Origin of the sequence: Nocardiopsis sp. CC223A, assembly GCF_030766825.1 — a bacterium.
In the GTDB taxonomy this organism is placed as follows: domain Bacteria; phylum Actinomycetota; class Actinomycetes; order Streptosporangiales; family Streptosporangiaceae; genus Nocardiopsis.
The window spans coordinates 1-12,609 of the sequence record NZ_JASFDV010000129.1 but is presented as its reverse complement, the minus strand read 5'-3'; the positions used below and the strand labels follow the sequence as shown (position 1 = coordinate 12,609).

The 12,609-nt window shown below is 73.3% G+C and carries 11 protein-coding genes; 8 read left to right on the top strand and 3 right to left on the bottom strand.

Annotation, left to right across the window (positions count from 1 at the left end; genetic code table 11):
• A partial coding sequence (locus QJS33_RS29970; RefSeq protein WP_306371440.1) for a helix-turn-helix domain-containing protein occupies window positions 1-315 on the top strand: 315 nt, incomplete at its 5' end.
• Here QJS33_RS29970 and QJS33_RS29965 read toward each other — a convergent pair.
• Entirely contained in the window at window positions 283-1,248 is a 966-nt protein-coding gene (locus tag QJS33_RS29965) for an AraC family transcriptional regulator (protein WP_306371439.1), read from the bottom strand. The genes QJS33_RS29970 and QJS33_RS29965 overlap by 33 nt on opposite strands.
• Before the next feature lie 74 nt (window positions 1,249-1,322).
• Between QJS33_RS29965 and QJS33_RS29960 the strand changes: the two genes are divergently transcribed.
• A complete protein-coding gene (locus QJS33_RS29960) occupies window positions 1,323-2,147 on the top strand; it encodes an NAD(P)H-binding protein (RefSeq protein WP_306371438.1) in 825 nt (274 codons plus the stop codon).
• Here the strand turns inward: QJS33_RS29960 and QJS33_RS29955 are convergent.
• Window positions 2,131-2,832, bottom strand: coding sequence for a pentapeptide repeat-containing protein (locus QJS33_RS29955; RefSeq protein WP_306371437.1), 702 nt, complete (start codon window positions 2,830-2,832; stop codon window positions 2,131-2,133). The genes QJS33_RS29960 and QJS33_RS29955 overlap by 17 nt on opposite strands.
• A gap of 48 nt (window positions 2,833-2,880) precedes the next feature.
• Window positions 2,881-4,449, bottom strand: coding sequence for a PucR family transcriptional regulator (locus tag QJS33_RS29950; RefSeq protein WP_306371436.1), 1,569 nt, complete (start codon window positions 4,447-4,449; stop codon window positions 2,881-2,883).
• A gap of 224 nt (window positions 4,450-4,673) precedes the next feature.
• Between QJS33_RS29950 and QJS33_RS29945 the strand changes: the two genes are divergently transcribed.
• From QJS33_RS29945 to QJS33_RS29920, 6 genes are all read left to right on the top strand, one after another.
• Window positions 4,674-5,546: a xanthine dehydrogenase family protein subunit M gene (locus tag QJS33_RS29945; RefSeq protein WP_306371435.1), complete on the top strand. Its 873-nt coding sequence runs from the start codon at window positions 4,674-4,676 to the stop codon at window positions 5,544-5,546.
• Window positions 5,537-6,061 carry a (2Fe-2S)-binding protein gene (locus QJS33_RS29940; RefSeq protein WP_306371434.1) on the top strand — a complete coding sequence of 175 codons (525 nt, stop codon included), beginning with the start codon at window positions 5,537-5,539 and terminating at the stop codon, window positions 6,059-6,061. Before QJS33_RS29945 ends, QJS33_RS29940 begins: the two co-directional genes overlap by 10 nt.
• Window positions 6,058-7,428: an 8-oxoguanine deaminase gene (locus tag QJS33_RS29935; RefSeq protein ID WP_306371433.1), complete on the top strand. Its 1,371-nt coding sequence runs from the start codon at window positions 6,058-6,060 to the stop codon at window positions 7,426-7,428. The genes QJS33_RS29940 and QJS33_RS29935 overlap by 4 nt, the downstream gene beginning before the upstream one ends.
• Window positions 7,428-9,827 (top strand): xanthine dehydrogenase subunit D, encoded by a 2,400-nt coding sequence (gene pucD, locus QJS33_RS29930; RefSeq protein WP_306371432.1) that lies wholly within the window; start codon window positions 7,428-7,430, stop codon window positions 9,825-9,827. Before QJS33_RS29935 ends, pucD begins: the two co-directional genes overlap by 1 nt.
• A 219-nt stretch (window positions 9,828-10,046) precedes the next feature.
• Complete coding sequence (locus QJS33_RS29925) at window positions 10,047-11,486, top strand: NCS2 family permease (protein ID WP_306371431.1); 1,440 nt, start codon at window positions 10,047-10,049, stop codon at window positions 11,484-11,486.
• A 168-nt stretch (window positions 11,487-11,654) separates the two neighbouring features.
• A partial coding sequence (locus QJS33_RS29920; RefSeq protein WP_306371430.1) for a serine/threonine-protein kinase occupies window positions 11,655-12,609 on the top strand: 955 nt, incomplete at its 3' end.

Sequence of the window (12,609 nt, the reverse complement as noted above, 5' to 3'; positions counted from 1 at the left end):
CTCGTCCGCGCCGAACACCTGGGCGCCCTGCTGCCCCTGGCCGACACCGTCGCCCCCGGCGACGCGCCCCCGCGCGACGTGGCCGCCCTGGACCGGCTGGCCCGCACCTCCACCGCACTGATCGCCCTGGCCGACGCCCTGGCCACCGCGCCCAGCGTGCGCGCGGCCGCCATCGCGCTGGACGTGCACCACTCCACCGCCCAGCAGGGCCTGGAACGCCTCGAACGCCTCCTGGGGTGGAGCGTGCGCACCGTCCCGGGGCGGCTGCGACTCCAGGTCGCCCTATGCGTGCGCCGCCTCCACCTGCCCGGCTGACGCCCCGCCCCGGCGGTGCCCGGTCGGGGAGACCCCGCGCACCCGCTTGAACGCGGCACTGAACGCGAACGCGTCGGCGTAGCCCACCCGGCGCGCGATCGCCCCCACCGTCTCCTCGGTGTCGCGCAGCAGATCCGCGGCCAGCGTCATCCGCCACTCGGCCAGGTACGCCATCGGCGGCACCCCCATCAACGCCGCGAAGTCCCGGGCCAGCGTCGCCCGCGACACCCCGCACACCTCGGCCAGCCCCGACACCGTCCACGCCGCGTCGGGCCGGTTGTGCACCGCCCGCAGCGCGGTGCCCACCACCGGATCGCCCAGCGCCGTGTACCAGGCGGGCGGATCGGCCTCGGGCCGGTCGAACCAGGTCCGCAGCGTCGACACCAGCGCCAGGTCCAACAAGCGGTCCAGCACCACCTGCTGACCCGGCACCTGGCAGTCCACCTCGTTGAGGATCATCTGCGTCAACGGGTCGTGGCAGGCGTCGGCGGGCACCACCAGCACCCCCGGCAGGGCCGACAGCAGCCGCCGCCCGACCTCGCCGGTGACGTCGTAGCTCCCGCAGAGCATCAGGTCCGGGGCGTCCAGGGAGTGCCCGTAGGTGCGCAGGCCCAGCACGACGTCCTCGTCCAGTTCCAGCCCGTCCGGGCCCACACACCCCGTGCCCGACAGGACGGCGCCGGTGGCGGCGGCGTCGGCCGGATGCGCCACCGTGTGCACGGCCGGGCCGCGCAGCACCGCGATGTCACCGGGGGCCAGGGCGACGGGGTCACCGTGCTCGGGAACGATCCAGGACCGGCCGCGCACCATGGTGATCAGCGACAGCGGCAGGGAATGGTCGAAGCACACCGACCAGGGCGGCTCCATCAGGGAACGGCTGAACAGGGCCCCGCGGGCCCGGACCCCGTCGAGGAGGTCGGAGAGTGCGTCCATGCCGTAGACGATCGCACATGCCGGTGAGTTTTCAACCCATGGATCGTCTCAGTTCCGGGTGGTGGACTTCTTCCATGACGAACACCGACCCCATCCTGGTCATCGGCGGCACCGGCACCACCGGCCGCCGTGTCGCCCGCCTGCTCACCGAACAGGGCCGCGCCGTGCGCGTCGCCTCGCGCACCTCCGCCCACCGATTCGACTGGTCCGACCCCGCCACCTGGGACAGGGCCCTGGACGGGGTGCGCACCGCCTACGTCGTCCCCAACGACGCCGACCCGCGCACCCCCGACCTCATCGACGCCGCCCGGGACAGCGGCCTGGAGCGCATGGTGCTGCTCTCGGCCCGCGGCAACGACGACCCCGACTACTACACCGACCGCCCCAACCTCGACAACGGCCACATGCAGGGGGAGAAGGCCCTGGCCGGCAGCGGCCTGGAATGGACCGTGCTGCGCCCCACCTGGTTCACCCAGAACTTCACCGAGGGCTTCTTCGCCCCCCTGGTGGCCGCCGGGGACCTGCGGCTGCCCGTCCACGACGCCGCCTGCCCCTACGTCGACACCGACGACATCGCCGAGGTGGCCGTCGCCGCCCTCACCGGCGACGGCCACCTCGGCCGCGTCTACGAGATGTCCGGCCCCCGCCCGCTGACCCCGGGGGAGGTCGCCGCGGCCTTCACCGCCGCCGGCACGCCCCTGACCCACACCCCGATCTCCATGGACGAGTTCGTCGCGGCGCAGGTCGCCGACGGAATCCCCGAGGAGGTGGCCCTGATCTGGGCCGACGTCCTGGGCCCGCTCGCGCGCGGGCGCGAGTCCCACCTGTCCACCGGGGTGGAGGAGGTCCTGGGCCGCCCGCCGCGTTCCCTGGAGGACACCCTCAGTCGGCGAGGGTGATCCCCAACGCACCCAGCAGCAGCCGTGCCTGCGCGGGGCCGATCATCGCCCCGCGCAGGTACTGCGCCTGCTCCAGGGTGAGCTCGCCCAGGTCTGCGCCGCGCAGGTCCGCACCCGCCAGCCTCGCCCCGACCAGCGCGGCACCGCGCAGCCGCGACTCCACCCACACCGTCTCGCGCAGGTCCGCCGCCGACAGGTCCGCCTCGTCCAACCGCAACCCCTCCAGCACCCGGCCGCGCAGGTCGATGCCCTTGCACCGGGCCAGCATCAGGTTGCAGTGCTCGAACGCGTACCCCACCCCGCGCAGCGACGTCAGCCCCGCCCCCGTCATCCGGCACCCCGAGAACACCGCGTCGGTCAGCAGCGCCCCCTGCCACCGGGTGTTGGCCAGGTCCACCCGCTCGAACCGCGCCTCGGTGCACTCGGCCCCGCCGAACACCGCACCGGCCGCACCGCCGCCGACGAACCGGGCCCCCTCCAGCTCCGCGCCGTCCAGGCGCGCCCCGTCCAGCCGACAGTCCCGCACCACCGCGTCGACCAGGTCCGCCCCGCGCAGATCCGCCTCCGACAGATCGCACTCCACCAGCTCCCGGGGCGCACCCCCCGCGCTCCCCCACTCCTCCCGCAGATCGGCCCCCGCCAGATCCGCGCCCCGCAACGACTCCCGAGAAATATCCGTGCCCATGGGCGCGCACCCTACCGCGCCCCACCGACACGACACGGTCGGGCCGGATCAGTCCCGCAGCTTCAGCGCCAGGAACAGGTCCACCCGGTGCTCCAGGTTGCTCAGGTCGCGGCCGGTCAGCTCCTCCACCCGGCCGATCCGGTACCGCAGCGTGTTGACGTGGACGTGCATCGCCGCCGCGCACCGCTGCCACGAACCCGAATGCTCCAGGAACCGCTCCAGCGTCTCCACCAGCTCCGACCGGTGGTCCCGGTCGTAGGCCACCAGCGGACCCAGCAGCCGCTCCCGGTAGGAGCTCTGCACCTCCTCGGGCACCGACGCCAGCAGCAGCTCGTGGGAGTCGATCTCCGCCCCCGCGATCACCCGCCACCGGCCCCCGCGCAGCTCCGCCAGCCGCCGCGCGTGCCGGGCCTCCACCGCCGCGCCCCGCAGCTCCGGGACACCGCGCGCCGCCGAGGACGACCCCAGCGCCAACCGGTGGTCCAGCAGGCCGCCCTCCAGCACCCGCGCCCCGGCCACCAGCGCCGTGCGCACCCGTTCGGCCCCCTCCCGGACGTCACCGCCCGCGGCCACCGGGACCAGTGCCAGCGTGTCGCCGTCACCGTCACCGGTCACCACCGCGCCGGGCAGGCCGGCCACCAGCTCGGCCACCACGTGCCGGGTCAGCTCACCCGACCGCGGCGCGGGCAGCATCACGGCGCTGATCACCACGTGGTCCTCTCCCCCGCCCTGCGGGGTGCCCCGCAGCAGCGCCGCCACCTCGTCGAACCGCTGCGCCGCCAACAGCCGGGCCACCCCCTCCAGGTGCCGGGCCTCGGTGCTCCACCGGTCCTCCACCCGCCCCCGGGCCAGCACCGCCACCGACGCCAGCTCCGCGACCGTTTCGCGCTCCTCCTCCGACCACACCGCCTCGTCGCCGGCGCACACCAGCAGCCACCGCGACAGCGGATGCGACCGCGACGTGGCCACCTCCCGCACCGTCACGACCGCCTCCCCGGCGCCCGCCACCCGGGTGGTGTGCGGCAGCAGCGGCCACGACAGGGCCCGCGACGCCAGCCACTCGCGCTCGGCCGCCCCCAGCCCGGCACCGTCGCCGGCCACCAGCCGACCCGTCGGCGAGATCACCCACGCGCGTATCCCGACCTGCGCCGACGCCCGTGCGAACACCTCCGCGAAATCCGCGCCGGCGGCCACCTCGGCCACCGCCTGGCGCAACCGGTCCCGATGCCGCGCCAACCCCGCGAACCGGCGCCGGGTGTGCGAACCCAGCACCTCCTCCGTCACCGCGCCGAACGACGTCTCCGGCGGAACCTCCACCAACGGCATCCCCCGCCGCAGGCACGCCTGCACCAGGTCCTCGGGCACCGAACCCAGCGCCGTGCCCGCCGCGATCGCCACCGCACCGGCCGACTCCACCGACGCCACGAACCGGTCCGAGTCCTCGGGCCCCTCACGCCACATCATCCCGGTGAGCACCAGCTCGCCCCCGCGCAGATACCGCGCGGGCTCCAACAGGTCGGTGGTGTAGGCCCACCCCACCTCACGGTCGGCCCGCTCCGCCCCCGACAGGAAGCGCAGGTGCAGCCGGTCGACCGCGATCAAATCGCCAAGACGCATGAACGTCCTTCTTGAGTCCGTGTGTCGATGATGGTCCCCGAGACCTTACGGGACTTGAGTGGTGGGGAAGTACGAACGCTCCCACGGACACCACTTGTAGGAAACGACCAACGATAACCGTTCGTTCCGCCATCACTTCATGTCATCACCGCCTGGAACCCGCGACACCGGAGTGCTGTACTTCACACAACCCACCGGTCAAGTAAACGCGAGGACCTTCACACATGCGATTCCTGAGCCCCTCCACCCTGCAGGAGGCGCTTGAGGCCAAGGCCGAGCACCCCGACGCCGTCCCGATCACCGGCGGCACCGACGTGATGGTCGAGCTCAACTTCGACAAGCGCAGGCCCGACACACTGCTCGACCTGACCCGCATCGCCGAGCTCTCCCGCTGGGAGACCACCGACGACGGCGGCACACGCCTGGGCGCCGCGGTCCCCTACAGCCGCATCATCACCGAACTGTCCGCCCCGGCCCCCGGCCTGGCCAAGGCCTCCCGCACGGTCGCCTCCCCGCAGATCCGCAACCGGGGCACCGTCGGCGGCAACCTCGGCGGCGCCTCCCCCGCAGGAGACGCCCTCCCGCCGCTGCTGGCGACCGACGCCGTCATCGAACTCGCCTCCACCCGGGGCACCCGCCGTGTCAAGGCCCGCGACTACTTCCTCTCGTTCCGCACCACCGCACGCCGGGACGACGAGCTCATCACCGCGATCCGGCTGCCCGCACCCACCGGACCCCAGCACTTCGCCAAGATCGGCACCCGCAACGCCATGGTCATCGCCGTCACCTCCTTCGCGCTGGCCCTGAACACCGAAGAACGCACCGTCGGCACCGGCATCGGCTCCGCCGGGCCCACCCCGCTGCGCGCCGAGGCCGCCGAGGACTTCCTCGCCCAGGAGATCGACTGGGACGCCCCCGGGCCCCTGCCCGAGGCCACCGTCCGCCGCTTCGGCGAACTCGTCGCCGCCGCCGCACGACCCATCGACGACCAGCGCGGCAGCGCCGCCTACCGGCGCCACGCCCTGTCCGTCATGGCCCGCCGCACCCTCACCTGGTCCATCACCGACTACCGCAAGGAAGCCGCCCCATGCGCGTGAACATCAACGTCAACGGCCAGGACGTCACCGCCGACGACGTCTGGCCCGGCGAGAGCCTCCTGTACGTCCTGCGCGAGCGCCTGGGCCTGCCCGGCAGCAAGAACGCCTGCGAACAGGGCGAATGCGGCTCCTGCACCGTCTACCTCGACGACGTCACCGTCTGCTCGTGCATGGTCGCCGCAGGCCAGGCCGAAGGCCGCGAGGTCCGCACCGTCGAAGGCCTCGCCGAAGGCCCCGGCAAGGGCGGCGACCGCCCCCTGAACACCGTGCAGCAGGCCTTCCTGGACGCCGGAGCCGTCCAGTGCGGCTTCTGCACCCCCGGCCTGCTCGTCCAGACCGACGACCTGCTCAACCGCACCGTCGACGCCGGGCGGCCCGCACCCACCGACCCCGAGATCCGCGAAGCCCTCGCCGGCAACCTCTGCCGCTGCACCGGCTACGAGAAGATCCTCGACGCCGTCCGCCTGGCCGCCGCACGCCGCACCGACACCGACCCCGCGGGGAGCACCGCATGAGCGCCCACCGCTCCCTCGTCATCGAAGGCGCCCACATCGCCACCGTCGACGGCGCCGAACACCCGAACGGGCACATCATCGCCCGCGACGGCGTCATCACCGCCGTCGGCGACGGACCCGCACCCGCCCACCTGGTCCCCGACGACGCCACCCGCGTCGACGGCCGCGGCCACCTGGCCACCCCCGGCCTGGTCAACACCCACAACCACCTCTACCAGTGGGCCACCCAGGGCCTGTTCACCGACGGCACCCTCTTCGAGTGGCTCGTCGGCTCCTACGAGATCTGGCACCGCCTCGACGCCCAGGTCGTCGCCGACACCACCACCGCCGGACTCGCCCACCTGGCCCTGTCCGGCTGCACCACCGCCTCCGACCACCACTACATCCACCCCGCCGGCCGCGGCGACATCGTCGACGCCCAGGTCCGGGCCGCCCTCGGGGTCGGCGTGCGCCTGGACCTGGCCCGCGGCTCCATGGACCGCGGCCACAGCCAGGGCGGCCTGCCCCCGGACAGCGTCGTGGAGACCCTCGACGGCGCCCTGGCGGGCACCGCCGACGCCATCGACACCCACCACGACCCCTCACCCGGGTCCATGACCCGCATCGCGGTCGCACCCTGCTCGCCCTTCTCCGTCAGCCGCGACCTCATGGTCCAGGCCGCGCACCTGGCCCGCGACAAGGGCGTCCGCCTGCACACCCACCTCGCCGAGACCCTCGACGAGGAAGAGCAGTGCCTGGCCGAGTTCGGCTGCACCCCCGTCGAGTACGCCGAGAAACTCGGCTGGCTCGGCTCCGACGTCTGGTTCGCGCACGCCGTCCACCTCTCCGACGACGCCATCGCCCGCATCGCCGCCACCGGCACCGGCATCGCCCACTGCCCCACCTCCAACGCCCGCCTGGGCGCCGGCATCTGCCGCACCACCGAACTCCTCGCCGCCGGGGTCCCCGTCGGCCTGGGCGTGGACGGCCCCGCCTCCAGCGAGCTCACCCCCCTGGCCGGGGAGATGCACCAGGCCCTGCTCATGGCCCGCGCCCGCAGGGGCCCCCAGGCCCTCACCGCCCGCCAGGCCCTGCACATGGCCACCCTGGGCGGCGCCCGCGTCCTGGGCCGCGACGCCGAACTGGGCTCGCTGACCGTCGGCAAGCTCGCCGACATCGCCCTGTGGCGCGTCGACGGCTTCGGCTACGACGTCATCGAGGACCCCGTCGTCGCCGCCGTCTTCGGCCCCACCCCGCCGCTGTCCCACCTGTGGGTCGGCGCCCGCCCCGTCGTCACCGGCGGAGAACTCACCACCGTCACCCGCGAGGCCGCCGCCGCCCGCGGCCGCAACGCCCACGCGCGACTCACCCAGGAGGCGAACCGCTGATGTCAGCGACCACCGTCACCGACCTCACCAGCACCACCAGGGACGGCATCGGCGCCAGCCCGCTACGCCCCGACGGCACTCTGAAGGTCACCGGCGAATTCGCCTACTCCTCGGACATGTGGATGGAGGACATGCTCTGGGGCGCCACCCTGCGCAGCCCCCACCCCCACGCCGAGATCCTCGCCATCGACATCACCGAGGCCCTCAAGGTCCCCGGCGTCGAAGCCGTCCTCACCCACGAGGACGTCCCCGGCCGCAAGCGCTACGGCCTCGAATTCGAGGACCAGCCCGTCCTGGCCTACGGCAAGGTCCGCTACAAGGGCGAACCCGTCGCCATCGTCGCCGCCGACCACCCCGAGACCGCCCGCCGCGCCATGGAGCGCATCCGCGTCGACTACCGGGTCCTGGAGCCCATCACCGACTCGCGCCGCGCCGCCCTGGACCCCCACTGCCCCCTGGTCCACGAACCCGGCAGCATCCCCGACCACCCCGAGTACAACCAGCGCGGCAACCGCCTGCGCCACCAGCCCATCCGCACCGGCGACTTCACCCAGGGCGACCCCGACGCCGCCCTGGAGGCCCTGCGCGCCCGCGCCGACGTCATCGTCGCCGACGAGTACGAGGTCGGCATGCAGGACCAGGCCTTCCTCGGCCCCGAGTCCGGCATGGCCGTCCCCGCCGAGGACGGCGGCGTCGACCTCTACGTCGCCACCCAGTGGATCCACGTCGACCAGCGCCAGATCGCACCCGCCCTGGACCTGCCCCAGGACAAGGTGCGCGTCACCCTGGCCGGCGTCGGCGGCGCCTTCGGTGCCCGCGAGGACCTGTCCATGCAGATCCACGCCTGCATGCTCGCCCTGCACACCGGCAAGCCCGTCAAGATCGTCTACAACCGCGAAGAGTCCTTCTACGGGCACGTCCACCGCCACCCCGCCAAGATGCGCTACGAGCACGGCGCCCTGGCCGACGGCACCCTGCTCTACGCCACCGCCGAGGTCATCGTCGACGGCGGCGCCTACGCCTCCGCCACCCCGGCCGTCGTCGGCGTCGCCTCCTCCCTGGGCCTGGGCCCCTACGAGATCCCCCACGCCCGCGTCGACGCCTACGGCGTCTACACCAACAACCCGCCCTGCGGCGCCATGCGCGGCTTCGGCGCCGTCCAGGCCTGCTTCGCCTACGAATCCCAGATGGACCGCCTCGCCCGGGAACTGGGCATGCACCCCGTCGACCTGCGCATCAAGAACTCCATGAGCCAGGGCTCGCGCATCATCACCGGCCAAGAGGTCGACATGCCCCTGCCCATGGCCGAGATGCTCGCCCGCGCCAAGGACCTGCCCCTGCCGCCCGACCGCGACACCCTGCCCGACCCCGCCGACCTGCGCACCCTGCCCGGCGGCGTGGCCGGCACCACCCACGGCGAAGGCGTCGTCCGCGGCATCGGCTACGGCGTCGGCCTCAAGAACCTCTGCTTCTCCGAGGGCTTCGACGACTACTCCACCGCCCGCGTGCGCCTGGAGGTCGTCAACGGCGAACCCGTCGCCCTCGTCCACACCGCCGCCGCCGAGGTCGGCCAGGGCCTGGTCACCGTCAAGGGCCAGATCGCCCGCACCGAACTGGGCGTGGAGAAGGTCGTCATCGCCCCCTCCGACACCAACGTCGGATCGGCCGGGTCCTCCTCCGCCTCCCGCCAGACCTACATGACCGGCGGCGCCGTGCGCACCGCCTGCCTGGCCGTACGCGAGGAGGTCTACGCCCTGGCCCGCGAACGCGGCCACGTCCCGGCCGCCCTGGACGAGGAGGACCTGACCCTCACCGGCGGCAAGATCGTCTCCCGCACCCTGGGCGCCCTGGTCTCGCTCACCGACCTGCTCGCCGACGGCACCGTCGTGGAGCAGACCCGCGAATACCACCACCGGCCCACCGAGATGCTCGACCCCACCCTGGGCCAGGGCGCCTCCCACACCCAGTTCGGCATGTGCGTCCACCGCGCCGTCGTCGACGTCGACGTCGAACTCGGCCTGGTCAAGGTCATCGCCCTGGACGCCGTCCAGGACGTCGGCAAGATCATGCACCCGCTCCAGCTCATCGGCCAGATCCAGGGCGGCTCCACCCAGGGCCTGGGCCTGGCCCTCATGGAGGAGATCCAGGTCGGCGACGGACAGATCCGCAACCCGTCCTTCACCGACTACCTCATCCCCACCATCCTCGACACCCCGCCCATGCGCATCGAGGTCCTCGAACACCCCGACCCGCACTCGCCCTACGGCGTCCGCGGCGCCGGGGAACCGCCCACCCTGTCCTCCACGCCCGCCGTCGTGGCCGCCGTCCGCGCCGCCACCGGCAAGGCCCTGACCCACGCGCCCGTACGGCCCGAGGACATCGTCGGCATCACCCTGTAAGACACCGGCGGTGCGGCGGCCACCCCGCCGCACCGCCCGACCTCCCTCACCCACCCGGTGAGCGGCCCACCGGCGCACGCGACCATCCGCGCACGCGCGCGCCACCGCCCAGGGCACGAGGGCGACGACGCCCCCGCACGCCCACGGACGGTCACCCAGAGTGACCATCCTCTCTCATCAGGCGACCAACGGCCGCCCCGTTTCCCTCCAGGAGGGGACATGACCACACGCGACAGCGCCCAGCGCCCGCAGACCACCCCCCACGAAGGTCGATCCTGGCTCGACCGCTACTTCTCCATCACCGCCCGCGGCTCCACCCCCGCCCGCGAACTCCGCGGCGGACTCACCACCTTCATGGCGATGGCCTACATCATCGTCCTCAACCCCGTCATCCTGGGCGGCGCCACCGACATCAACGGCGACCACCTCGACCCCGCCCAGCTCACCACCATGACCGCCCTCTCCGCCGGGCTCGTCACCATCATGATGGGCGTGGTCGGGCGCGCCCCCATCGCCTGCGCCGCCGCCCTCGGGGTGATGGCCGTCGTCGCCTACCAGGCCGCACCCAACATGACCTGGCCCGAAGCCATGGGCCTGGTCGTCTGGCAGGGCCTCATCATCATCGCCATGGTCGTCACCGGCGTCCGCACCGCCGTCATGAACGCCCTGCCCCGCAACCTCAAGATCGCCATCGGCGTCGGCATCGGCCTCTTCGTCACCCTCATCGGCCTCAAGAACGCCGGCTTCGTCAGCCGCGGCGAAGGCGGCAGCCTGCTGCAACTGGGCGCCGAGACCGACGGCGGCCACCTGCTGGGCTGGCCCGTCCTGATCTTCGTCATCGGCCTGGCCCTGGCCTCGATCCTGCTCGTCCGCGGCATCCCCGGCGCCATCTTCTACGGCATCGTCGGCGCCACCGCCCTGGCCGTCATCGTCCACTACGCCTTCGGGCTCGACGCCGCCCAGTGGGGCGGCGGCGCACCCGAACTCCCGGGCTCCCTGGTCGCCGCACCCGACTTCGGGCTCCTCTTCCAGGTCGACCTCCTGGGCGCCTGGACCACCGCCGGGCCCACCACCGCCGGCGTCATCCTCTTCACCCTCGTCCTGGCCGGGTTCTTCGACGCCGTCGGCACCATCCTCGCCATCGGCGCCAAGGCCGGCATCACCGACGAGAACGGCGCCATGCCCCGCGTCAACCAGATCCTCGTCACCGACGGCACCGGTGCCGTCGTCGGCGGCCTGACCAGCTCCTCGGCCACCCTCGTCTTCGTCGAGTCCACCGCGGGCGTCGGCGAAGGGGCGCGCACCGGGCTGTCCAGCGTCGTCACCGGCGCCCTGTTCCTCACCGCGATCGTCTTCGCACCGGTCTTCTCCATCGTCCCCGCCCAGGCGGCCTCGGTCGCCATGGTGCTGGTGGGGGCGCTGATGATGACCCACATCGCCGACATCGACTGGTCCGACATGGGCGTGGCCGTGCCCGCCTTCCTCACCATCGCGATGATGCCCTTCGCCTTCGACATCGCCAGTGGCATCGGCATCGGCATCATCGCCCACACCGTCCTGCGCACCGTCCAGGGACGCGCCCGCGACGTCGGCTGGCTCATGTGGATCCTCACCGGCGTCTTCGTCTTCGACTTCTCCATGCACGCCCTCGGGCTCTGACCCGGCCCGTACACCCCCGGGGCCGGTCCGCGCGCCATGCGGACCGGCTCCGGTTCACGGGAGGAATGAGAAGTCAATACCTTTCGACAGATCCAAACCCACGGCCTGCGCGTCACAATAAGAGATGGAGGCCGCAGCGGGCGGCCCCCCACCGACAGGGCGCGAAACATGACGACACCGCTCCTTCCCACCGACCCGTCCACGATCGGCCCCTACACCGTCGTCTCCCGCATCGACAGCGGCGGACAGGGCACCGTCTACCTGGCACGCGCCGCCGACGGCACCCAGGCGGCGGTGAAGGTCCTGGGCCACACCTGGGAGGGCGACTCCCGCCAGCGCGACCGCTTCGCCCAGGAACTCGCCGCGGCCCGCCGCGTCGCCCCCTTCTGCACCGCCGCGGTCCTGGACGCCGACATGGACGCCGACCCGCCCTACATCGCCAGCGAGTACGTCCCCGGCCCCACGCTGCGCTCCGCCATCGAGGACGACGGCCCCCGCACCGGCCCCGACCTGGACCGGCTGGCCATCGCCACCGTCACCGCCCTGGCCGCCGTCCACGAGGCCGGGGTCGTGCACCGCGACCTCAAGCCCGGCAACGTCATCCTGGGCCCCGACGGCCCCCGCGTCATCGACTTCGGCATCGCCCGGCTGGTCGACGCCACCCGGCAGACCACCACCGTCGCCGGGACCCCCGCCTACATGTCCCCCGAGCAGATCCGCGGCCACACCCTGGGCCCGGCCAGCGACCTGTTCTCCTGGGCCGCCGTCATGGTCTACGCCGCCACCGGCCACCGCGCCTTCCACGGCGGGACCACGCTCGCCATCGTCGACCAGGTGCTCACCTCCCCGCCGGACCTGGCCGCCGTCCCCGAGCGGCTGCACCCGGTCCTGGAGCGCTGCCTGGACAAGGACCCCGACCGGCGGCCCACCGCCATGGAGGTGCTGGCCGCGCTCATCGGCGGCGGCTCCCTGCCCGAGGCCGCGCCCGCCACCCTGCTGCTGGAGCAGACCTCCACCGCGGTGGTCGCCGCCACCGCCCGCATCAACGCGGTCCCGGAGGTGCCCGCACCCCGGCGCGGGTCGGCGCCCGTGCCCCTGCCCCTGCCCCACAGCGGGCCCGACA

Excerpts from the sequence above, each read along its gene's own strand:
- QJS33_RS29965 (WP_306371439.1), bottom strand. The coding sequence starts at position 1,248 with ATGGACGCACTCTCCGACCTCCTCGACGGGGTCCGGGCCCGCGGGGCC.
- QJS33_RS29960 (WP_306371438.1), top strand. The coding sequence starts at position 1,323 with ATGACGAACACCGACCCCATCCTGGTCATCGGCGGCACCGGCACCACC.
- QJS33_RS29955 (WP_306371437.1), bottom strand. The coding sequence starts at position 2,832 with ATGGGCACGGATATTTCTCGGGAGTCGTTGCGGGGCGCGGATCTGGCG.
- QJS33_RS29950 (WP_306371436.1), bottom strand. The coding sequence starts at position 4,449 with ATGCGTCTTGGCGATTTGATCGCGGTCGACCGGCTGCACCTGCGCTTC.
- QJS33_RS29945 (WP_306371435.1), top strand. The coding sequence starts at position 4,674 with ATGCGATTCCTGAGCCCCTCCACCCTGCAGGAGGCGCTTGAGGCCAAG.
- QJS33_RS29940 (WP_306371434.1), top strand. The coding sequence starts at position 5,537 with ATGCGCGTGAACATCAACGTCAACGGCCAGGACGTCACCGCCGACGAC.
- QJS33_RS29935 (WP_306371433.1), top strand. The coding sequence starts at position 6,058 with ATGAGCGCCCACCGCTCCCTCGTCATCGAAGGCGCCCACATCGCCACC.
- pucD (WP_306371432.1), top strand. The coding sequence starts at position 7,428 with ATGTCAGCGACCACCGTCACCGACCTCACCAGCACCACCAGGGACGGC.
- QJS33_RS29925 (WP_306371431.1), top strand. The coding sequence starts at position 10,047 with ATGACCACACGCGACAGCGCCCAGCGCCCGCAGACCACCCCCCACGAA.